This is a genomic window from Streptomyces sp. NBC_00209, from assembly GCF_045206345.1.
Lineage (GTDB): Bacteria > Actinomycetota > Actinomycetes > Streptomycetales > Streptomycetaceae > Streptomyces.
The window spans coordinates 6,617,329-6,636,942 of sequence record NZ_CP108121.1; the positions used below are offsets into that span (position 1 = coordinate 6,617,329).

General features: G+C 73.0%; 20 protein-coding genes. 14 read left to right on the top strand and 6 right to left on the bottom strand.

Features of this window, described 5'->3' with window-relative positions:
• Positions 1–40: 40 nt before the first annotated feature.
• Complete coding sequence (locus OG867_RS29910) at positions 41–1,048, bottom strand: PRC and DUF2382 domain-containing protein (protein WP_406290090.1); 1,008 nt, start codon at positions 1,046–1,048, stop codon at positions 41–43.
• 234 nt (positions 1,049–1,282) lie between these two features.
• Between OG867_RS29910 and OG867_RS29915 the strand changes: the two genes are divergently transcribed.
• The 9 genes from OG867_RS29915 to OG867_RS29955 all read left to right on the top strand — a co-directional run bounded on the left by OG867_RS29915 (position 1,283) and on the right by OG867_RS29955 (position 9,250).
• On the top strand, positions 1,283–2,008 hold the full coding sequence (locus tag OG867_RS29915; RefSeq protein WP_406290092.1) for an adenosylcobinamide amidohydrolase: 726 nt from the start codon (positions 1,283–1,285) through the stop codon (positions 2,006–2,008).
• Between the two features lie 47 nt (positions 2,009–2,055).
• Positions 2,056–2,961, top strand: coding sequence for an NAD(P)-dependent oxidoreductase (locus OG867_RS29920; RefSeq protein ID WP_406290094.1), 906 nt, complete (start codon positions 2,056–2,058; stop codon positions 2,959–2,961).
• A 241-nt stretch (positions 2,962–3,202) separates the two neighbouring features.
• A complete protein-coding gene (locus OG867_RS29925) occupies positions 3,203–4,120 on the top strand; it encodes an NADP-dependent oxidoreductase (protein ID WP_406290096.1) in 918 nt (305 codons plus the stop codon).
• On the top strand, positions 4,117–4,860 hold the full coding sequence (locus OG867_RS29930) for a GNAT family N-acetyltransferase (RefSeq protein ID WP_406290098.1): 744 nt from the start codon (positions 4,117–4,119) through the stop codon (positions 4,858–4,860). The genes OG867_RS29925 and OG867_RS29930 overlap by 4 nt, the downstream gene beginning before the upstream one ends.
• Before the next feature lie 159 nt (positions 4,861–5,019).
• The gene (locus OG867_RS29935; protein ID WP_406290101.1) at positions 5,020–6,231 is read left to right on the top strand and encodes a PP2C family protein-serine/threonine phosphatase; all 1,212 of its coding nucleotides are present in this window, start codon (positions 5,020–5,022) and stop codon (positions 6,229–6,231) included.
• Positions 6,232–6,310: 79 nt separating this feature from the next.
• Complete coding sequence (locus OG867_RS29940) at positions 6,311–6,979, top strand: TetR family transcriptional regulator (RefSeq protein ID WP_406290103.1); 669 nt, start codon at positions 6,311–6,313, stop codon at positions 6,977–6,979.
• The gene (locus OG867_RS29945; RefSeq protein WP_406290106.1) at positions 6,976–7,746 is read left to right on the top strand and encodes an SDR family NAD(P)-dependent oxidoreductase; all 771 of its coding nucleotides are present in this window, start codon (positions 6,976–6,978) and stop codon (positions 7,744–7,746) included. The genes OG867_RS29940 and OG867_RS29945 overlap by 4 nt, the downstream gene beginning before the upstream one ends.
• An 80-nt stretch (positions 7,747–7,826) precedes the next feature.
• Positions 7,827–8,867, top strand: coding sequence for an NAD(P)-dependent alcohol dehydrogenase (locus tag OG867_RS29950; protein ID WP_406290108.1), 1,041 nt, complete (start codon positions 7,827–7,829; stop codon positions 8,865–8,867).
• A 68-nt stretch (positions 8,868–8,935) separates the two neighbouring features.
• Complete coding sequence (locus OG867_RS29955) at positions 8,936–9,250, top strand: DUF6191 domain-containing protein (RefSeq protein ID WP_406290111.1); 315 nt, start codon at positions 8,936–8,938, stop codon at positions 9,248–9,250.
• Here the strand turns inward: OG867_RS29955 and OG867_RS29960 are convergent.
• The 5 genes from OG867_RS29960 to OG867_RS29980 form a co-directional block, all read right to left on the bottom strand.
• Complete coding sequence (locus tag OG867_RS29960; protein ID WP_406290114.1) at positions 9,228–9,740, bottom strand: NUDIX domain-containing protein; 513 nt, start codon at positions 9,738–9,740, stop codon at positions 9,228–9,230. The genes OG867_RS29955 and OG867_RS29960 overlap by 23 nt on opposite strands.
• Positions 9,741–9,807: 67 nt before the next feature.
• Positions 9,808–10,212, bottom strand: a complete 405-nt coding sequence (locus OG867_RS29965) for a PTS-dependent dihydroxyacetone kinase phosphotransferase subunit DhaM (RefSeq protein WP_406290116.1) — start codon at positions 10,210–10,212, stop codon at positions 9,808–9,810.
• Positions 10,209–10,814: a dihydroxyacetone kinase subunit DhaL gene (gene dhaL, locus OG867_RS29970; RefSeq protein ID WP_406290118.1), complete on the bottom strand. Its 606-nt coding sequence runs from the start codon at positions 10,812–10,814 to the stop codon at positions 10,209–10,211. The genes OG867_RS29965 and dhaL overlap by 4 nt, the downstream gene beginning before the upstream one ends.
• A 28-nt stretch (positions 10,815–10,842) precedes the next feature.
• A complete protein-coding gene (gene dhaK / locus OG867_RS29975) occupies positions 10,843–11,835 on the bottom strand; it encodes a dihydroxyacetone kinase subunit DhaK (RefSeq protein WP_406290120.1) in 993 nt (330 codons plus the stop codon).
• Between the two features lie 128 nt (positions 11,836–11,963).
• Entirely contained in the window at positions 11,964–12,359 is a 396-nt protein-coding gene (locus OG867_RS29980; protein WP_328898824.1) for a helix-turn-helix transcriptional regulator, read from the bottom strand.
• Between the two features lie 89 nt (positions 12,360–12,448).
• On the opposite strand from OG867_RS29980, the gene OG867_RS29985 reads away from it, so the two are divergent.
• The 5 genes from OG867_RS29985 to OG867_RS30005 all read left to right on the top strand — a co-directional run bounded on the left by OG867_RS29985 (position 12,449) and on the right by OG867_RS30005 (position 19,553).
• Entirely contained in the window at positions 12,449–13,927 is a 1,479-nt protein-coding gene (locus OG867_RS29985) for an MFS transporter (RefSeq protein ID WP_406290123.1), read from the top strand.
• Positions 13,928–13,937: 10 nt separating this feature from the next.
• Positions 13,938–14,963, top strand: coding sequence for a glutathione S-transferase family protein (locus OG867_RS29990; protein ID WP_406290125.1), 1,026 nt, complete (start codon positions 13,938–13,940; stop codon positions 14,961–14,963).
• A 101-nt stretch (positions 14,964–15,064) separates the two neighbouring features.
• Positions 15,065–17,284 (top strand): NADP-dependent isocitrate dehydrogenase, encoded by a 2,220-nt coding sequence (locus tag OG867_RS29995; protein WP_328898821.1) that lies wholly within the window; start codon positions 15,065–15,067, stop codon positions 17,282–17,284.
• A 77-nt stretch (positions 17,285–17,361) separates the two neighbouring features.
• Complete coding sequence (gene ctaD / locus OG867_RS30000; RefSeq protein ID WP_406290128.1) at positions 17,362–19,188, top strand: cytochrome c oxidase subunit I; 1,827 nt, start codon at positions 17,362–17,364, stop codon at positions 19,186–19,188.
• Entirely contained in the window at positions 19,185–19,553 is a 369-nt protein-coding gene (locus tag OG867_RS30005) for a hypothetical protein (RefSeq protein ID WP_406290130.1), read from the top strand. Before ctaD ends, OG867_RS30005 begins: the two co-directional genes overlap by 4 nt.
• Positions 19,554–19,614 lie beyond the last annotated feature (61 nt).

Consider the following 19,614-nt stretch of genomic DNA (forward strand, 5'->3'; position numbering starts at 1 on the left):
TTCGCTTGTGGTGCGGTGCGGCAGTCATGCCGGCGGGGGGTCAGCGGTGGCGTCCTCGGCCCATGTCGCCGCCGGTGTCCTTGCCGCCCATGTCCTTGCCGCCCTTGGTGGTGCCGTCCGCGTAGTCGATCTGCTCCTTGCGCAGCTCGGCGGAGACCTCCTTCTGCTCCGTCACCCTCTGGGTTTCCATCCGGACGCGCTCGACCGGGACGGTCTCCTTGCGCATCGTGGCGCGCTCCGCGTGCAGGGTGACCTCCACGTCCTGCTCCGTCAGGTCGCCCGCCCGCGTGGACGTCTTGTCGCCCGGCTGCAGCGGCTCACGGACCACCCGTACCTCCTCGTGCGAGACCGGCACGCTGCGTGTGACGTTCTCGGTGACGACGTACTTGTGGAGGCGGGCCCTGCCGCTCTCGTACTCCTCGGTGCCGATGTGCAGCTGCTCCTCGGAGCGGATCATCTCCTCCTTGCCGCCCAGGTCGGCCCCGGACCGGGTGCCCGCGCCGGCTCCGGCCAGCGGACGTCCCGCGCCCGTGCCCGCCGCCTCGGTGTCCCGGTGCCTGCCGGTGCCGGCCGCCTGCGTGCGGTCCGTGCCGGAGGTGCCGGCCGCGCCCATGGTCCCGGCCCCTGCTCCGGCTGCCGCGCCGGTCCCGGCCGCGCCCATGGTGCCGGTGCCCGTCGTGGTCGGTGCGTTGGTCCCGGAACTGTCGCCCAGCTTGCCCCGGGTGTTCCTGGTCAGGCCGTAGTGCCGGTACAGCTCCTCCTCCTCCGACACGGACAGATGCGCGTCCGCGTCCACCCCGGGGGCGTCCTTGACCTGGTCCTTGCCGTGGGAGATGTGCAGGTCGGAGCCCACTCGACGGGCTCCGGCGAGAGGCACGAAACTCTCCTTCATGCCGAACAGGCCGGTCTTCACCGTGATCCAGTCCGGGCGGCCGGTGTTGTCGTCGACATACACGCGGCCCACGTTGCCGATCTTCTCGCCCTCGGTGTCGTACACCGTCAGGCCGTCGAGCTCTCCGGAATCCGTGAAACCGTCAGCGGCTCCCATATCCGAATCCTCCTCGCCCGGGCGCGTCCTGTGGGTGGGTCCAGCAGAGACGGCGCGTCCGGATTCCATCGCGCCTCACCCGGATGGACGCTGCAACCGCCCGGCCACCGGGCACGGCGCGCGGCATCCGCCCCGGACCGTTGCAGCCCCCGCCTCAAGCGGCTGCGCGGCTCTCGCGCCCGTTACGCCATCCGGGTGAACGGGCCGGGCTCGGACGCCCCCGCCCAGGCACATATGATCAACCCACGCCGACCGGCGTCCCGCCGCGCCACCCGGGGGTGCCCCATCCGTTCCGTACGCAGTCGGCTCCCCGTCCAACGCGGCGAACTGCTCGCCCGGCGCGAGGACGGCACGGAGCTGCACCACCTCGTATGGCGGCTGGGACCCGGCTGGCGGGCGTGCAGCAGCGCGGTCCTGGGCGGCGGCATCGGCCCGCGCGAGTGGATCCTCAACGCCCAGGTCCCCGGCGGCTACCCCCGCATGGACCCGGACCGGCACCTCGCCGAGATCGCCGCCGCCGCACACCTCGCCGGCCCAGGCGCCGGTCTCATGACCGCCGCCGACGTCACCGCGTACACCACCGCCGACGACGAGCACGTGCACGCCACCGCCACCTGCGGTCTGGGTGTACGCGGCTGGGCCGCCGCACCGGCCGAGGGCACCGTCGGACCGCCGCGCCCCGGCACCGTCAACATCGTGGTGACGTTCCCGGTGCCCCTGTCCGACGCCGCCCTGGTCAACGCCGTGGCCACCGCCACGGAGGCCAAGGTGCAGGCGCTCCTGGACGCCGGACTCGACTGCTCCGGCACCCCCACGGACGCCGTCTGTCTCGCCGCGCCCGAACCCGGGCCGGAGACCGGCGCCGCCGAACCGTTCGCCGGTCCGCGCTCCCGCTGGGGCGCGCGACTCGCCAGAGCCGTACACGCCGCCGTGCTGGAAGGCGCGCTGCGGCACCCCTGAGAAGCCGAAACCGCCGCGCCCGGAGCGCGGCCGACGAAGGGAACCCCATGACTTCAGCCATCCCCGCCGCACCCCAGCAGCCCGTCGTCGCCGTCCTCGGTGCCGGGATCATGGGCGCGGCCATGGCCCGCAGCCTGCTCCGCGCCGGTCTGGAGGTCCGGGCCTGGAACCGCACGCAGGCCAAGGCCGCCCCGCTCGCCGCCGACGGCGCCACCGTCACCGCCACGGCGGCCGAGGCCGTGCGCGGCGCCCACGTCGTGCTCACCGCGCTCACCGACACGACCGCCGTCGCCGCCGCGCTCACCGCCGCCTCCGAGGGGCTGCACCGGGGCCAGGTGCTCCTCCAGACCTCCACGGTCGGCCCGGACGGCGCCGTCGAGCTGGCCCAGCGCGCCGCCGACCTCGGGCTGATCCACCTCGACGCCCCGGTCTCCGGCACCCGGCAGCCCGCGGAACAGGGCACGCTGACCGTCCTCGTCTCCGGGCCCCTCGCCGCCCGTGCGGTGGTCGAACCCGTGCTGGAGGCGATCGGGCAGCGCACCATCTGGGCCGGGGAGGAGCCGGGCACGGCCTCCCGGCTCAAGCTCGTGCTCAACGCCTGGGTCGTCAACATGGTCGGCGGCGTCGCGGAGTGCCTGAACCTCGCCGAAGGGCTCGGCGTCGACCCGCGTACGTTCCTCGACGTCGTCAAGGGCGGCCCGCTTGACTCGGGGTACCTCCAGGCCAAGTCCGCCGCCGTGCTCGACGGCGACCTCACGCCCAGCTTCGCCCTGTCCACCGCCCTCAAGGACACCCGGCTCGTCCTCGACGCGGCCGCTCAGGCCGGGGTCCGGCTGGACCTGACCGCCGCGTCGGCCGCCCGCTTCGAGCGCGCGGAGGCCGCCGGACACGGCGAGGAGGACATGGTCGCCACCTACTACGCGGGCCGGGCGCCCGAGCGGGACGGCGACTGACCGGACCGGGACACCGGCCCCGTAACGCCGCGAGACCGCCCCACCGGTACGGGGGAGCCCGGTGGGACGGCCGCCCTCAGCGTGCCACAGGACGGCCCGCCGCAGGGGTGGGCCGGCGCGGACCGGGCCGTGATTGAGTCGAAATCGACGGTACGGGAATACCCGCGCGCCACGCGTCCTTGCCGCAGCTGTGGCGCCCGTCAGCGGGGCGCCGGCGCACGGAACAGGGGAGAAGGAGCTCATGCCGAAGGCGTACGTGTTCACCCGCAACGGCGGACCGGAGGTGGAGGGCCTCACCGAACGGGAACGGCCGAAACCCGGCCCCGGCGAACTGCTCGTCGCCGTCCGCGCGGCGGGCGTCAACCCGGTCGACTGGAAGCTGCGCACCGGCTACACCCGGCCCGGCAGCGAGCCGCAGCCGTTCCCGGCCGTCTTCGGCAGCGAGGCCGCCGGCACCGTCGTGGAGACCGGCCCCGGAGTGGAGGGCTTCGCCCCCGGCGACGAGGTGTTCGGCAACCCGCTGACCGGCGGATACGCCGAGTACACGCTCATGCCCGTCGCGGTCACCGCCCACAAGCCGGCCGCCCTGTCCTTCACCGACGCGGCGGTCCTGCCCGTCGCCGCCGCCACCGCCTACGACGGGCTGCGCCAGCTCGGCCTGGGCCGCGGCGCCACGCTCCTGGTCACCGGGGCCGGCGGCGGCGTGGGCAGCGCGGCCGTCCAGCTGGCCCGCCACGCGGGCCTCCGGGTCCTCGGCGTCGCGAGCGAGGCCAAGAAGGACTTCGTGGAGTCCCTGGGCGCCGAGCACATCCCGTCCGGCGCCGGCCTCGCCGACCGGGTGCGGGCAGCCGCCCCCGAGGGCGTGGACGCCGTCTTCGACCTGGTCGGCGGCGACACCCTGCGCGAGGCGGCAGGGCTGACCGACTCGGCCGCGCTCATCAGCGCCGGTGGCAAGCCCCTGGTGACCGAGCTCGGCGGAGCACCCGTCCGGCGGGCCCGTACCGCCGCCGTCCTCGACGAGGTGGCGCGGCTGACCGTCGAGGGAGTCCTGCGCACCCACGTGACCCGGACCGTGCCCCTCGACCGGGCGGCCGAGGCGCTGCGCGCGGTGGAGGACGGCCACGCCCTGGGCAAGACCGTGATCGAGGTGACCGCGTGAACACGTATCCGGACCCGGGCCACCCGCTGGACGACCCGGTGGGCACCGCGCTGCGCGGCCCGCACGCCCACTTCGCCGAACGCCGGGGCCGCGTGCTGCGCTACCCCTCCGCGGTCGCCCCCTGGGCCGCTCTCCCACCGGACCCCGGGCCCGCCGACTGGGCCGACGTGGCGGCGCTCACCGGGCCGGGCGGAGCCATCACGATCACCGCGTTCCGGGAGCCCCCGCCCGCCGACTGGGAGATCACCTTCCATGCCGCCGGCGTCCAGCTGGTGGACGCCGGCGTGGCCGCGGCGCCCCTCCCCGAAGCGGTCCGGCTGGGCCCCGCCGACGTACCGGAGATGCTCGACCTGGTCGCCCGCACCCGGCCGGGCCCCTTCGAGCCCCGGACCGTCGAGCTCGGCACCTACCTCGGGGTGCGCCGGGACGGGGTGCTCGTCGCCATGGCCGGTGAGCGCATGCGCCCGCCGGGCTGGAGCGAGATCAGCGCCGTCTGCACCGACGAGTCGGTACGCGGCCAGGGTCTCGGCGGCGGGCTCGTGCGCGCCGTCGCCCACGAGATCCGGCAGCGCGGCGAGACCCCGTTCCTGCACGCGGCCGCCGCCAACACCGGAGCCGTCCGGCTCTACGAGTCGCTCGGCTTCGAGCTCCGCCGGCGGATCGCGTTCCTGGCCGCCCTCGTACCGGCCGGGGCGCCCGCGCCCGGCCGTCCCGCCGCCACGACCACGCCGGCGCGCTGAGCGCGCGGTGTCCCCGGGCCAGGAGACACCGCCCCGGCGCTTTACGGGACCTTCGGCCGGGCCCCCGGGGCCGTAAGCCTCGTGTGCACCACCCCCCTGACCGGGTCGAATGGAGGTACGCGCCGGCATCCGGCCGGCAGATCCCGGAAGGAGAGGGCCTTGACGTTCGGACTCCTGAGCCGGCCCGCGCCCCGCGTGACGCTTCCCGGCACCGACCTCGGAGAGGCCGCCGTGCGCGCCCCCAGGGTCGGGAACGGGGTGCTGTTCGGCGCGCTGGCCCTGCTGACCGCCGCGATCGTCTCCCTGGACGTGCTCACGGGCCAGGATCTGCGTCTGGTGCCCCTGCTGGTGGTGGTACCGGCCTTTGTCTCGGTCTTCGGCACGATCGCCCAGACCACCGGTGTCGCCGCCCTCGTGATGGCGGTGGCCGTCGCCTCGCGCCTGGTGGCCGGGGGGAGCAACTGGGACATCGCGAGCAGTGTCGTCTTCACCGTCCTGGCGTGTCTCCTCGGTATCGGCGCCTGTGTCCTGCGCATCCGGCACGCCACCGAGGTCGCCAGACTCCGTTCCGCCTCCGTCGCCCTCCAGCGCCAGATCCTGCGCCCCCTGCCCATTCCCACCGACCAGATCACCGCCCACGGCTCGTACACGCCGATCGAGGAGGACCATCTGGTCGGCGGGGACATCTACGAGGTCGTGCAGTCGCCCTACGGCACCCGGGTGATCATCGGCGACGTCCAGGGCAAGGGGCTCCCCGCCATCGGTGTGGGCTTCGCCGTCCTCGGCGCGTTCCGCGAGGCGGCCATCCGCGAACCCTCCCTCATCGGTGTCGTGGACCGGCTGGAGGACGCCGTCGCCCGGCAGAACGCCTTCGCCGCCCAGACCGGTGACGCCGAACGCTTCGTGACCGCGCTCGTCCTGGGGTTCGACGGCGACGGCCGGGCGCGGGCCGTCAACTGCGGCCATCTGCCGCCCCGCCTGGTGTACGACGGAGTCGCCGTCACCGTGCCGCTGCGCCGGACGTCGGTACCGTTGGGCCTGGCGGAACTCAGCACCGAGGGCCGCACCGCGGAACGGCTCGACTTCCCGCCCGGCGCGACGCTCCTGATGTTCACCGACGGGGTCACCGAGGCCCGCGACGCGGAGGGCCGCTTCTATCCGCTCGACGCCCGGCTGAGCCGCTGGGCACGCCGGGGCCCCCGGGAACTGCTCGACGCGCTCGGACGCGACCTGGAGGAGTTCTCCGGCGGCGTGCGGCGCGACGACATCGCCGTACTGGCCCTGATCCGGGTCTCCGAGTCGGCCTCCGCCTCGACCGAGCCGACGGTGTACGAGGCGATGCGGCCCGTTGAGGCGCTCAGCGGACGGTGATCCGCGCAGCTCACAGGCCCTCAATGTCCCGACGAGACTTCTGTCGCGTCGGGACATTTTCGGGTGTACGGTGAAAGACATGCAAGCGGAACGGAAGATTCCGGACAGGCGGGGCCGCAAGGCCCGCCGGACCCGGGACACGCTGGCCGGAGCCGCGTTCGAGCTCGTGCTCGACCGGGGGCTCAGGGAGGTCACGGTCGAGGAGATCGCGGAACGCGCCGACCTGGACCGCCGCACCTTCAGCCGGTACTTCGCGAGCAAGGAGGACGCCGTCCTGGACTCGGTCCGGGGCGACGGCCACCGCATCAACGAGGCCCTGCGCGCCCGGCCGGCCGATGAGCCCCCGCTCACCGCCTACCGCCGGGCCGTCCAGGACTGGCTCGCGGACCCCGGGGTCCCGGCCTGGCACCGCCGCCCGCGCGTCTACGAGCTGCTGGTCCTCGCCGAGCGTGAACCGACCCTCTACGCGGCCTTCCACCACATCCGGGTGGACGCCCAGTCGGACTCGGTCGCCATCGTCGCGGACCGGCTCGGCACCGACCCCCTCAGCGATCTGCGGCCCGCCGTCACGGTCGCCGCCGGAGCCGGCGCCCTCCTGGCCGCCCAGGCCGTCTGGGTCCGCGGAAACCGCCCCGACGAGCTGCCCCGGCTCGTGGAACGGGCCTTCGACGCCCTGGCCGGCGAACTGTTCACCGGCCCCGCGCCGCACAGCACCACCAGCACCACGGAAGGAAACGGCACACCATGAGCACCACCACCCCCACCGACCAGGAGTTCGCCGGCCGTACCGCCCTCGTCACCGGAGGGGCCTCCGGCATCGGCCTGGCCCTCGCCCACCGGCTCGCCGGCGCGGGCGCCTCGGTCGTCGTCGCCGACTACAACGAGGCGAGCGCCCGCGAGGCCGCGGCCGCGCTGGAGAGCGCCGGCGGCCGGGCCGCCGCCGTGGCCATGGACGTCACCGACCCCGCGTCCGTCGAGGCGGGCGTGCGGTTCGCCGTCGACACCTTCGGCGCCCTGCACCTCGCCGTGAACAACGCCGGCATCGGCGGCCCCAGCAATTCGACCGGCGAGTACGCCGTCGAGGACTGGGACCGGGTCGTCGCGACCAACCTCAGCGGCGTCTTCTACTCGATGCGCTACGAACTGCCCGCCATCGTCGCCGCGGGCGGCGGCGCCATCGTCAACATGTCCTCGATCCTGGGCACCAACGGCTTCGCCGGCTCGCCGGCCTACGTCGCCGCCAAGCACGGCGTCGTCGGCCTCACCAAGACCGCCGCCCTGGAGTACGCGGCCCAGAACGTCCGGATCAACGCGGTGGGCCCCGGCTTCATCGACACCCCGCTGCTGCGGAACACGGAGGGCCCGGCCCGCGACCACCTCATCTCGCTGCACCCGGCGGGCCGCCTGGGCACGTCCGAGGAGGTCGCGGAGCTCGCCGCGTTCCTGCTCTCCGACCGCGCCTCGTTCATCCACGGCAGCTACCACCTGGTGGACGGCGGCTACTCCGCCTCCTGAGCGGGGGAGCGGACGGGGGCACGGGGGCAACGGGGGTTTCGGGGGTCAGCACACACGCCACAGAGGTCGAGGAGGACCCCATGAAGGCAGTTCAGTACCGCGAGATCGGCGCCGCACCCGAGGTCGTCACCGTGCCCGACCCCGAGCCGGGCCCCGGGCAGGTGCTGCTGAAGGTCACGGCGGCGGGCGTCTGCCACTCCGACATCGCCGTGATGAGCTGGACCGCGGACCAGTTCCCGTATCCGCTGCCGCTCACCCTCGGCCACGAGGGCGCCGGCACGATCGCCGCGCTCGGTGACGGCGTCACCGGCCTGGAGACCGGCCAGTCCGTCGCCGTCTACGGCCCCTGGGGCTGCGGCACCTGCGTGAAGTGCGCCGAGGGCAAGGAGAACTACTGCCTGCGCGCCGCGGAGCTCGGCATCAACCCGCCCGGCCTCGGTTCGCCCGGCGCCATGGCCGAGTACATGATCGTGGACGACCCGCGCCACCTCGTGCCCCTCGGCGACCTCGACCCGGTCCGGACCGTGCCGCTCACCGACGCCGGCCTCACCCCGTACCACGCCATCAAGCGCTCCCTGCCGAAGCTGGTGCCCGGGGCCACCGCCGTCGTCATCGGCACCGGCGGCCTCGGCCACGTGGCGATCCAGCTGCTGCGCGCCCTCACGGCCGTCCGGGTCATCGCCCTGGACGTCACCGAGGACAAGCTGGCCCTCGCCCGCACCGTCGGCGCGCACGAGACCGTCCTGTCCGACGAGCACGCGGCCGCCCGCATCCGCGAACTGACGGGCGGCACCGGCGCCCAGGTCGTCCTGGACTTCGTCGGGGCCCCGCCGACCGTCGCCACCGCCGGCGCGGCGGCCGCCATCGACTCCGACGTGACCATCGTCGGCATCGGCGGCGGAGCGCTGCCCGTGGGCTTCGGCGCCCTTCCGTTCAACACGACGGTCACCGCCCCCTACTGGGGATCGCGCTCCGAACTGGCCGAGGTGCTGGACCTGGCCCGCACGGGAGCGGTGGACGTCCACGTCGAGACGTACCCGCTGGACGAGGCGCCGCTCGCCTACGAGCGCCTGCACGCCGGCAAGATCAACGGCCGGGCGGTCATCCTCCCGCAGAGCTGACCGCGCGGGGCACCGTTGTACGGGAGCGACCGTTGCGCCGGCCGCTCCCGTACGACGAGACTGGCCGTATGGGATTCCTCGTACTGATGACGCTGCCCGGCCTGGTCATCGGCCTCACCCTCGCGGCCTTCCTCGATCAGCTGCTGTTGCGCGCCGGGCGTGCGGGGCTGCTGCCGTGGCGCAACAGCGCCCGCCAGGGCCAGATCTCGGCGACAGGCTTCGAACAGCTGCACGCCGCGTTCTCGCCCGGGAAGCAGAGCGAGCTCAAGGAGCGGCAGAGCGCCCTGCTGCTCCGCGACGACGAGGAGGACGGCGCCCCGCCGCACCGCTCCACCGTCGACCTGGACGGCGGTCCGGCCGTCATCCGCCTCCACCCGCACTGACGGCCCCGCCCTCCGCCAGATGCTCGCGCAGCCGGTCCACGAAGACCCGCTGCCCCTTCACCAGCCGCTCCGCCGCCTCCTCGGGCGTGCACCAGGCGAACCGGTCCATCTCCGGGAACTCCCGCAGCGTCCCCGACTTCCGGGGCCACTCCATCGAGAACGTGCCGGGCACCGCCGTCGCCGGGTCGGCATCGCCGTCCAGCGCCCACACGGTCACCGTCTTCCCACTGGCCTGACGCGCCTCGCCCAGCGCCACCCACGCACCGTCCGGCGCCGGATGCCCGAACTCCTCCTCGAACTCCCGCCGCGCCGCCGCCCACGGCTCCTCGTCCGGGGCGTACTCGCCCTTCGGCACCGACCAGGCGGCGTCCTCGCGCCCCGCCCAGAACGGCCCGCCCATGTGGCCGATGAACACTTCGAGGCCGCGCCCGGCACCGGTGCGGAACAGCAGGAGCCCCGCGCTGCGGCGGGTGGTCTTCTTGCCCGTCATACCGTCAAGTGTGCGCGGCCTCCGGTGTCTACGCCTTATGCCGTCAAGTGTGCGCGGCCCCCGGGGTCTACGCCTTGCGGTAGTCGTACGCCTCCGCGGCCGCCGCCTCCACCGCGTCGAGGCCGCCGCCCGCCGACGCCGTGACCACCGCGGCCACCGCGCCCTCCACGAACGGGGCGTCCACCAGCCGCGTCCCGGCCGGTAGTTCGCCGTCCTCCGCCAGCATCGCCTTGACCGTGAGGACCGCGCTCCCCAGATCGACCAGGACGGCGATCCCCGCCCCGCCGTCCACCGCCCGGGCGGCCCGAGCGATCAGCTCCGTACTCGTCCCGAGCCCGCCCGCCCCGGTGCCGCCCGCCGCGGCCACCGGAGCCGTCGCCCCGCCCGCCGCCAGCCCCCGGGCCAGCTCCGCCACGGACTCGGCCACCGGCCCGCTGTGCGAGACCAGCACGATGCCCACCTGCGCGCTCACGCCGCGCCCCCGTCCGTCTCCGCCAGCGCGGCGATCAGCAGCGCCGCCGACGTGGCCCCCGGATCCTGGTGCCCGACGCTCCGCTCGCCCAGATAGCTCGCCCGGCCCTTGCGCGCCCGCAGCGGCACGGTCGCCTCGGCGCCCGCGGCCGCCGCGTCCCGGCCCGCCGCGAACGAGCTCCCCAGCGCCTCCACGGCCGGCAGCAGCGCGTCGAGCATCGTCTTGTCACCGGCCTGCGCCCCGCCCAACTGGGACACCGCCGCGACGCCCTCGCCGAGCGCCCGCGCCAGATCGGCGGGGGACACGGCCGCCGCGTCGCCCAGCGCCTTGCCCGTGCGCCGCAGCAGCGTCCCGTACAGCGGGCCCGAGGCGCCGCCGACCGTCGAGATCAGCTGCCGTCCGGCGAGGGCCAGCACGGCCCCCGGGGTCTGCGGCGGCTCCTCCGCCAGCGCCGCCGAGACCGCGGCGAAACCGCGCCGGAGGTTGCTGCCGTGATCGGCGTCCCCGATCGCGGAGTCCAACTCCGTCAGACGATCCGCCTCGCGGTCGACCAGAACGGCGGCCGCGGTCATCCAGCGATGGAAGAAATCGGCGTCCAGCACCTGCACTCCTCGGTCCGTCACGTGCGGATCACCGGCCCCAGCGCAGCGCCGGCGTCTCGACCGGCGCGTCCCACAGCCGCAGCAGTTCCTCGTCCACCTGGCACAGGGTCACCGAACAGCCCGCCATGTCGAGCGAGGTCACATAGTTGCCGACGAGGCTACGAGCGACCACCACGCCCCGTTCGCGCAGCACCCGGTGCACCTCGCCGCCGAACCCGTACAGCTCCAGCAGCGGGGTCGCGCCCATGCCGTTGACCAGGGCGAGCACCGGGCCGCCGGGCCGCAGGTCGTCCAGGACCGCGTTCACGGCGAAGTCCGCGATCTCCCCGGAGGTCATCATCGCCCGCCGCTCCCGGCCCGGTTCGCCGTGGATGCCGATGCCCAGTTCGAGCTCGCCGGCGGGCAGGTCGAAGGTGGGGGAGCCCTTCGCGGGCGTCGTGACGGAGCTGAGGGCCACGCCGAAGCTGCGCGAGGACTCGTTCACCCTGCGGGCGATCGCGGCGACCCGGTCCAGCGGGGCGCCCTCGTCGGCCGCCGCACCCGCGATCTTCTCCACGAACAGGGTGGCCCCCGTGCCCCGGCGCCCGGCGGTGTAGAGGCTGTCGGTCACCGCGACGTCGTCGTCCACGAGGACCCGCTCGACGCGCAGCCCCTCCTCCTCGGCGAGCTCGGCGGCCATCTCGAAGTTGAGGACGTCCCCGGTGTAGTTCTTGACGACGAAGAGCACGCCCTCGCCGCTGTCCACGGCCGCCGCCGCCCGCACCATCTGGTCCGGCACCGGAGAGGTGAAGACCTCGCCCGGACATGCCGCCGACAGCATTCCCGGGCCGACGAACCCGGCGTGCAGCGGCTCGTGCCCCGAGCCGCCGCCGGAGACCAGGGCCACCTGCCCGGCCACGGGCGCGTCCCGGCGTACCACGACCCGGTTCTCCACATCCACGGTCAGCCCCGGATGGGAGGCGGCCATCCCGCGCAGCGCGTCGGCCACCACGGTTTCGGGGACGTTGATCAGCATGCGCAACGGAATCTCCCAGGAGAGCTGTCGGACCCGGACGGCGTGAACCGTTCCCACCGTAGGCCGTGATCGCGCCGCTGCGAAGACGGCGGTGCTCCGCTGTCGGCGACCGCCGCCGGCTGAGGGCCGACCGGTCAGGCCCGGTCGATGTGCACGCTGGTCGACTTCACCCGGGCGGTGGCCTGCACGCCGACCTCCAGGCCCAGTTCCTCCACGGCCTCCCTGGTCAGCAGGGACACCAGCCGGTGCGGTCCCGCCTGGATCTCGACCTGCGCGGCCACATCGCCCAGCTTCACCGCGGTGACGATGCCCGCGAACGCGTTGCGCGCGGAGGTGTACGAGACCTCCTCGTCGCCCGCGCCGTTCTGCGCGACCTCGACGGAGAACGCGGCCAGGTCGCGGCCGTCGATGAGGCGGCGTCCGCCCTCGTCGCGATGGGTCTCGACGCGCCCCGCGTCGGCCCAGCGCCGGGCGGTGTCGGGGCTGACGCCCAGGAGCCGGGCCGCCTGCCCGATCGTGTACGACTGCATGCGCCGTACCCTAACCGGCGCACCGCCCCGCACGGCCGGGTGGACCAGCCGGGATGAGGAATCCGGGCACGCGTCCTAGGGTGCGAACCATGGCAGACAGCGCGGGGGACCGGGGTTCCGACGGGCACGACACGCCCGATCCGCGACGGTGGCAGGCGCTCGCGGTCTGCCTGGTCGCCGGGTTCATGACCCTCCTGGACGTCTCGATCGTCAACGTCGCGCTCCCCTCCATCAAGGAGGGCCTGCACACCCCGGAGTCCGACCTGCAATGGGTCCTGTCCGGTTACGCCCTGGCCTTCGGCCTGTTCCTCATCCCGGCCGGGCGGCTCGGCGACGCACGCGGCCGGCGCGCCGTGTTCATGGCGGGGCTCACGCTCTTCACGCTGTCCTCCGCGGCCTGCGGCGCCGCCCAGTCCAGCATGTGGCTGGTGATCGCCCGGCTGGTCCAGGGGCTGGCCGGCGGCATGGTCTCGCCGCAGATCTCCGCCCTCATCCAGCAGATGTTCCAGGGCCGGGAACGCGGTCGCGCCTTCGGCATGTTCGGCACGGTGGTCGGCATCTCGACCGCCGTCGGCCCGCTGCTCGGCGGTCTGCTGATCCAGGCGGCCGGAGCGGAGGAGGGCTGGCGCTGGGTGTTCTACGTCAACCTGCCGCTGGGCCTCGTCTGCCTCCTGCTGGCCCGCCGCCTGCTGCCCGACACCCCCTCCGCCGGTCCGGTCCGGCTGCGGGACCTCGACCCGCTCGGCGTGCTGCTGCTCGGCTCGGGGGTCCTGGCCCTGCTGCTGCCCTTCGTCCAGTCCCGCCAGTGGCCCGGTGACGAGAAGTGGCTGCTGCTGATCCTGGCCGCGGCGCTGCTCGCCGCGTTCGTCGGCTGGGAGTCCCGGTGCGGCCGGCGCGGCACCCAGCCGGTCCTGGACCTCCGGCTCTTCAAGGTGCGCTCGTACTGGCTGGGCTGTCTGCTCATCCTGCTCTACTTCGCCGGATTCACCTCGATCTTCTTCATCACCACCCTCTATCTCCAGAGCGGTCTGCACTACACCGCCCTCCAGGCCGGTCTGGCGATCACCCCCTTCGCCCTGGGCTCCGCCGTCGCCGCCGGCCCCGGCGGCCGGCTCGTCGGACGCTTCGGCCGCCCCCTCGTCGTCGTCGGCCTGGCCGCCGTGGCCATCGGGCTCGGGGCCACCGCGCTCGCCGTCCACCTGGTGCCCGGCCGGGGCGCCGGCTGGGCGATGGCCGCCCCGCTGCTCTTCGCGGGGCTCGGCAGCGGTCTGGTCATCGCGCCCAACCAGACCCTGACCCTGTCCGAGGTGCCGGTGGCCACCGCGGGCAGCGCCGGCGGCACCCTCCAGACCGGGCAGCGCGTCGGCTCCGCCATCGGGATCGCCGCCGTCGGAGCGGTGTTCTTCGCCCAGGTCGGCGGGGACGGCTGGTCCGACGCGTACGACCACGGGCTCATCGTCTCCGTCGCCTTCGTCGTCGGCGCCCTGCTCGTCGCGGTCGCCGACGTGGGCGGCGGCCGGCGGGGCAGACGCCGTGCACAGCACTCCCCACCCGCAGCCGCCTCCTGAGGAGAACGCGATGAACGACTCCGCCGGCACCGACGGCAACAGCTCGTACGGACACAAGCCCTTCAAGCGCTCCCGCAGCCACTTCGCGGACCGCGTCACCGCCGACGGCCGCGACGGCTGGCCCGTCGAGGCGGGCCGCTACCGGCTCGTCGCCAGCCGGGCCTGCCCCTGGGCCAGCCGCGCCCTGGTCTCCCGCAGGCTCCTCGGCCTGGAGGACGCGCTCTCGCTCGGCGTCGCCGACCCGCTCCAGGACGACCGCAGCTGGCGTTTCACGCTCGACCCGGACGGCCGGGACCCGGTGCTCGGCATCCGCTACCTCAGCGAGGCGTACGACGCCCGCGAGCGGGACTACCCGGGCGGCGTCAGCGTCCCGGCGATCGTGGACGTACCCAGCGGCAAGCTGGTCACCAACGACTACCAGCAGATCACCCTGGACCTCGCCACCGAGTGGACCGCCCTGCACCGGCCCGGCGCGCCCGACCTCTACCCCGAGCCGCTGCGCGCGGAGATCGACGAGGTCATGGAGGGCATCTACCGGGACGTCAACAACGGGGTGTACCGCGCCGGGTTCGCGGACGGCCAGGACAGCTACGAGGAGGCGTACGAGGCACTGTTCCGCCGCCTCGACCAGACGTCGGAACGGCTCGCGGACCGGCGCTACCTCGTCGGGGACACGATCACCGAGGCCGACATCCGGTTCTTCACCACCCTGGTCCGCTTCGACCCCGTCTACCACGGCCATTTCAAGTGCAACCGCCGGAAACTCTCCGAGGACCCGGTGCTGTGGGCGTACGCCAGGGACCTCTACCAGACCCCCGGGTTCGGGGACACGGTCGACTTCCACCACATCAAGCAGCACTACTACCGGGTGCACACCGGCATCAACCCCACCGGCATCGTGCCCGCGGGCCCCGACCTCTCAGGCTGGCCGGCCCCGCACCACCGCGAACAGCTCGGCGGCCGACCCTTCGGCGACGGCACCCCGCCCGGACCCGTGCCCGCCGGCGAGGAGATCCCGCCCGGGAGCCGCGCTTAGCGCGGGATCCGGCCGGTGCGGGGCAGGGCCCTGTCGAGCCCGCGCCGCTCACGAGATATCTTGATGTCAAGCAATGTTGCAGACGTGGAGCGGAGCACAGGGTGACTGACTCGACCATCATCTATACACACACCGACGAGGCCCCGGCCCTGGCGACGTATTCGTTCCTGCCCGTGATCGAGGCGTACGCCTCCAAGGCCGGCGTCACCGTCGAGAGCCGGGACATCTCCCTGGCGGGCCGGATCATCGCCGGCTTCCCGGAGCGCCTCCGCGAGGACCAGCGCATCGACGACGCTCTCGCCGAGCTCGGCGAGCTGGCCACCACTCCGGGCGCCAACATCATCAAGCTGCCGAACATCTCGGCCTCGATCCCGCAGCTGAAGGCCGCGATCGCCGAGCTCCAGGCCCAGGGCTACGCCCTCCCGGACTACCCGGACGACCCGAAGACCGACGAGGACAAGGACGTCCGCGCCCGTTACGACAAGGTCAAGGGCAGCGCCGTCAACCCGGTCCTGCGCGAGGGCAACTCCGACCGCCGCGCCCCCGCGTCGGTCAAGAACTACGCCAAGACCCACCCGCACCGCATGGGCGCCTGGACCGCCGACTCGAAGACCAACGTCGCCACCATGGGCGTCGACGACTTCCGGTCCACCGAGAAGTCCGCGGTCATCGCCGAGCCCGGCACCCTGCGCATCGAGCTCGCCGGTGACGACGGCACCACCACCGTCCTGCGCGAGTCCGTCCCGGTCCTCGCGGGCGAGGTCGTGGACGCGTCCGTCATGCGCGTCGCCGCCCTGCGCGAGTTCTTCACCGCCCAGATCGCCCGTGCCAAGGCCGAGGGCGTCCTCTTCTCCGTGCACCTCAAGGCCACGATGATGAAGGTCTCCGACCCGATCATCTTCGGCCACGTCGTACGCGCCTTCTTCCCGAAGACCTTCGCCGAGTACGGTGACGTGCTCGCCGCGGCCGGCCTGACCCCGAACGACGGTCTGGGCGGCATCCTCAAGGGCCTGGAGGCCCTGCCCGAGGGCGCGAAGATCAAGGAGTCCTTCGAGGCCGAGATCGCCGAGGGCCCCGCCCTCGCCATGGTCGACTCCGACAAGGGCATCACCAACCTGCACGTCCCCAGCGACGTCATCGTGGACGCCTCCATGCCGGCCATGATCCGCACCTCCGGCCACATGTGGGGCCCGGACGGCAACGAGGCCGACACCATCGCCGTCCTGCCGGACAGCAGCTACGCCGGTGTCTACCAGGTCGTCATCGACGACTGCCGCGCCCACGGCGCCTTCGACCCGGCCACGATGGGCTCCGTGCCCAACGTCGGCCTCATGGCGCAGAAGGCCGAGGAGTACGGCAGCCACGACAAGACCTTCGAGATCCCGGCCACCGGCACCGTCCGCGTCGTGGACGCCGCCGGCAACGCCGTGCTGGAGCAGGCCGTCGGCGCCGGCGACATCTTCCGCATGTGCCAGACCAAGGACCTGCCGATCCAGGACTGGGTCAAGCTCGCCGTCACCCGCGCCCGCGCGACCGGCAACCCGGCCGTCTTCTGGCTCGACGCGGACCGCGCGCACGACGCGCAGCTCATCGAGAAGGTCAGGACGTACCTCGCCGAGCACGACACCGAGGGTCTGCAGATCGAGATCATGACCCCGGAGAAGGCCACCGCCTTCTCCCTGGAGCGCATCCGCCGCGGCGAGGACACCATCTCCGTCACCGGCAACGTGCTCCGCGACTACCTGACGGACCTCTTCCCGATCCTGGAGCTCGGCACCAGCGCGAAGATGCTCTCCGTCGTCCCGCTGATGAACGGCGGCGGCCTCTTCGAGACGGGCGCCGGCGGCTCCGCGCCGAAGCACGTGCAGCAGCTCGTCAAGGAGGACTACCTGCGCTGGGACAGCCTGGGCGAGTTCCTGGCCCTGGCCGTCAGCTTCGAGCACCTCGCGCAGACCACGGGCAACGCCCGCGCCCAGGTCCTCGCCGACACGCTGGACCGGGCCACGGCCACGTTCCTCAACGAGGACAAGTCGCCCTCCCGCCGCCTCGGTGGCATCGACAACCGCGGCAGCCACTTCTACCTGTCCCTGTACTGGGCCCAGGAGCTGGCGCAGCAGACCGCCGACGCCGAGCTCGCCGCCGCGTTCGCCCCGCTCGCCAAGACGCTGGCCGAGCAGGAGCAGACGATCGTGGACGAGCTGATCGCGGTCCAGGGCAAGCCGGCCGACATCGGCGGCTACTACCAGCCCGACCCGGCCAAGGCCGCGGCCGTCATGCGTCCGTCCGCGACGTTCAACCAGGCGATCGCGAGCCTCGCCTGACCCGAAGGTCACCCGACGCCCCGGCCGGCTTCCGCCGCGCCGGGGCGTCGGCGTTCCGTAACCCCCCTGACGGGTGAATGTCGCGCCCCGGCGGGTGCCGGGCCGCGCGACGGGCCCGCTTCGCTGCTTTGCTGCATCCGGTAACACGGATGCACAAGCGAAGGAGCGGCCCCGTGACGACGACGGGCACACCAGGTACGGCCGAGGACGAGGAGTCGTACTCCAACGAGCTGCCGGTGCGCGGCCGGGAACCCGGCAACGTCGTCATCAAGTGGGCGACCACCACCGACCACAAGACGATCGGCAGCCTCTACCTGGTCACCTCGTTCGCGTTCTTCCTCGGCGGCGGGCTGCTCGCCCTGTTCATGCGCGCCGAACTGGCCCGGCCCGGCATGCAGATCATGTCGAACGAGCAGTTCAACCAGGCGTTCACGATGCACGGCACGATCATGCTGCTGATGTTCGCGACGCCCCTGTTCGCCGGCTTCGCGAACTGGATCATGCCGCTGCAGATCGGCGCGCCCGACGTGGCGTTCCCCCGGCTGAACATGTTCGCGTACTGGCTCTACCTCTTCGGCTCGCTCATCGCGGTGGCGGGCTTCCTGACCCCGAACGGCGCCGCCGACTTCGGCTGGTTCGCCTACTCGCCGCTGACCGACGTGGTCCGCTCGCCCGGAATCGGCGGCGACCTGTGGATCATGGGTCTGGCCTTCTCCGGCTTCGGCACGATCCTCGGTTCGGTCAACTTCATCACCACGATCATCTGCATGCGCGCGCCCGGCATGACGATGTTCCGCATGCCGATCTTCACCTGGAACGTCCTGCTGACCGGTGTGCTGGTGCTGCTCGCCTTCCCGGTGCTCGCCGCCGCCCTCCTGGCGCTGGAGGCGGACCGCAAGTTCGGTGCGCACGTCTTCGACGCGGCCAACGGGGGGGCGCTGCTCTGGCAGCACCTCTTCTGGTTCTTCGGGCATCCCGAGGTGTACATCATCGCTTTGCCGTTCTTCGGCATCGTCTCCGAGATCATCCCGGTCTTCAGCCGCAAGCCGATCTTCGGCTACATCGGTCTGGTGGCCGCGACGACCGCCATCGCAGGGCTCTCGATCACGGTGTGGGCGCACCACATGTACGTCACCGGCGGGGTGCTGCTGCCGTTCTTCTCGTTCATGACGTTCCTCATCGCGGTGCCCACCGGGGTGAAGTTCTTCAACTGGATCGGCACCATGTGGAAGGGCTCGCTCTCCTTCGAGACACCGATGCTCTGGTCGGTCGGCTTCCTCGTCACGTTCCTCTTCGGCGGACTGACCGGGGTGATCCTGGCGTCCCCGCCGCTCGACTTCCACGTCTCCGACTCGTACTTCGTGGTCGCGCACTTCCACTACGTCGTCTTCGGCACCGTGGTCTTCGCGATGTTCGCCGGGTTCCACTTCTGGTGGCCGAAGTTCACCGGGAAGCTGCTGGACGAGCGGCTCGGCAAGATGACCTTCTGGATGCTGTTCGTCGGCTTCCACGGCACGTTCCTGGTGCAGCACTGGCTCGGTGCCGAGGGCATGCCCCGCAGGTACGCGGACTACCTCGCCGCGGACGGCTTCACCGCGCTGAACACCATCTCGACCATCTCCTCCTTCCTGCTCGGCCTGTCGATGCTGCCCTTCGTGTACAACGTCTGGAAGACCGCCAAGTACGGCAAGCAGGTCACGGCCGACGACCCGTGGGGCTTCGGCCGTTCGCTGGAGTGGGCGACGTCCTGCCCGCCGCCCCGGCACAACTTCGTCACCCTGCCCCGTATCCGCTCCGAATCCCCGGCGTTCGACCTCCACCACCCCGCCGTGCGCGAGCTGGAGGAGGCCGCCACCCGGCCGCAGACCTCCGTGACGGTGGCGCCGGGGGACAAGCACGAGTGAGCGGCGAGAAGAGGCGGGCACCGGCCGACCCGGACGCCGAGAGCGCCCGGGGACTGGCCCAGATGGAGGGCTACCTGCTGTGGAACGCTGAGGTCGAGCAGGCACGCGGGCTCGCCCGGCGCTTCACCGACCAGCTGCCCTGGCTCACCACCGCCCAGCGCGAGGACGTGGAGCGGGTCTACACCGCCGAGCGGACCGCCGAATCCCGGGTGATGCTGGCGCGGATCTCCGCCCGCGCCCTGCAACTGCGCGGCGAGTACACCGAGCGCTACCGCAGGCTGCGGGCCCGCTGTGTCGCCGCCGCCGTGGTCTGCGCGGGCGCGGCGGGCGGCGCCTGCGGGGTGGTCACCTACCTGGCCAGGTGATCCGGCACGGTCGTCCGTTCTGCCTTCCCAGCAGGCGCGCTCGCCCACCGGTCGTGAAGAT

Bases quoted from the DNA above. Each gene is read 5' to 3' on its own strand.
- OG867_RS29985 (WP_406290123.1), top strand. From the start codon at position 12,449: ATGGCAGACAGCGCGGGGGACCGGGGTTCCGACGGGCACGACACGCCC.
- OG867_RS29980 (WP_328898824.1), bottom strand. From the start codon at position 12,359: ATGCAGTCGTACACGATCGGGCAGGCGGCCCGGCTCCTGGGCGTCAGC.
- OG867_RS29990 (WP_406290125.1), top strand. From the start codon at position 13,938: ATGAACGACTCCGCCGGCACCGACGGCAACAGCTCGTACGGACACAAG.
- OG867_RS29920 (WP_406290094.1), top strand. From the start codon at position 2,056: ATGACTTCAGCCATCCCCGCCGCACCCCAGCAGCCCGTCGTCGCCGTC.
- OG867_RS29945 (WP_406290106.1), top strand. From the start codon at position 6,976: ATGAGCACCACCACCCCCACCGACCAGGAGTTCGCCGGCCGTACCGCC.
- OG867_RS29960 (WP_406290114.1), bottom strand. From the start codon at position 9,740: ATGACGGGCAAGAAGACCACCCGCCGCAGCGCGGGGCTCCTGCTGTTC.
- OG867_RS29925 (WP_406290096.1), top strand. From the start codon at position 3,203: ATGCCGAAGGCGTACGTGTTCACCCGCAACGGCGGACCGGAGGTGGAG.
- OG867_RS29950 (WP_406290108.1), top strand. From the start codon at position 7,827: ATGAAGGCAGTTCAGTACCGCGAGATCGGCGCCGCACCCGAGGTCGTC.
- ctaD (WP_406290128.1), top strand. From the start codon at position 17,362: ATGTCGCGCCCCGGCGGGTGCCGGGCCGCGCGACGGGCCCGCTTCGCT.
- OG867_RS29955 (WP_406290111.1), top strand. From the start codon at position 8,936: ATGGGATTCCTCGTACTGATGACGCTGCCCGGCCTGGTCATCGGCCTC.
- OG867_RS29940 (WP_406290103.1), top strand. From the start codon at position 6,311: ATGCAAGCGGAACGGAAGATTCCGGACAGGCGGGGCCGCAAGGCCCGC.
- OG867_RS29910 (WP_406290090.1), bottom strand. From the start codon at position 1,048: ATGGGAGCCGCTGACGGTTTCACGGATTCCGGAGAGCTCGACGGCCTG.
- OG867_RS29915 (WP_406290092.1), top strand. From the start codon at position 1,283: ATGATCAACCCACGCCGACCGGCGTCCCGCCGCGCCACCCGGGGGTGC.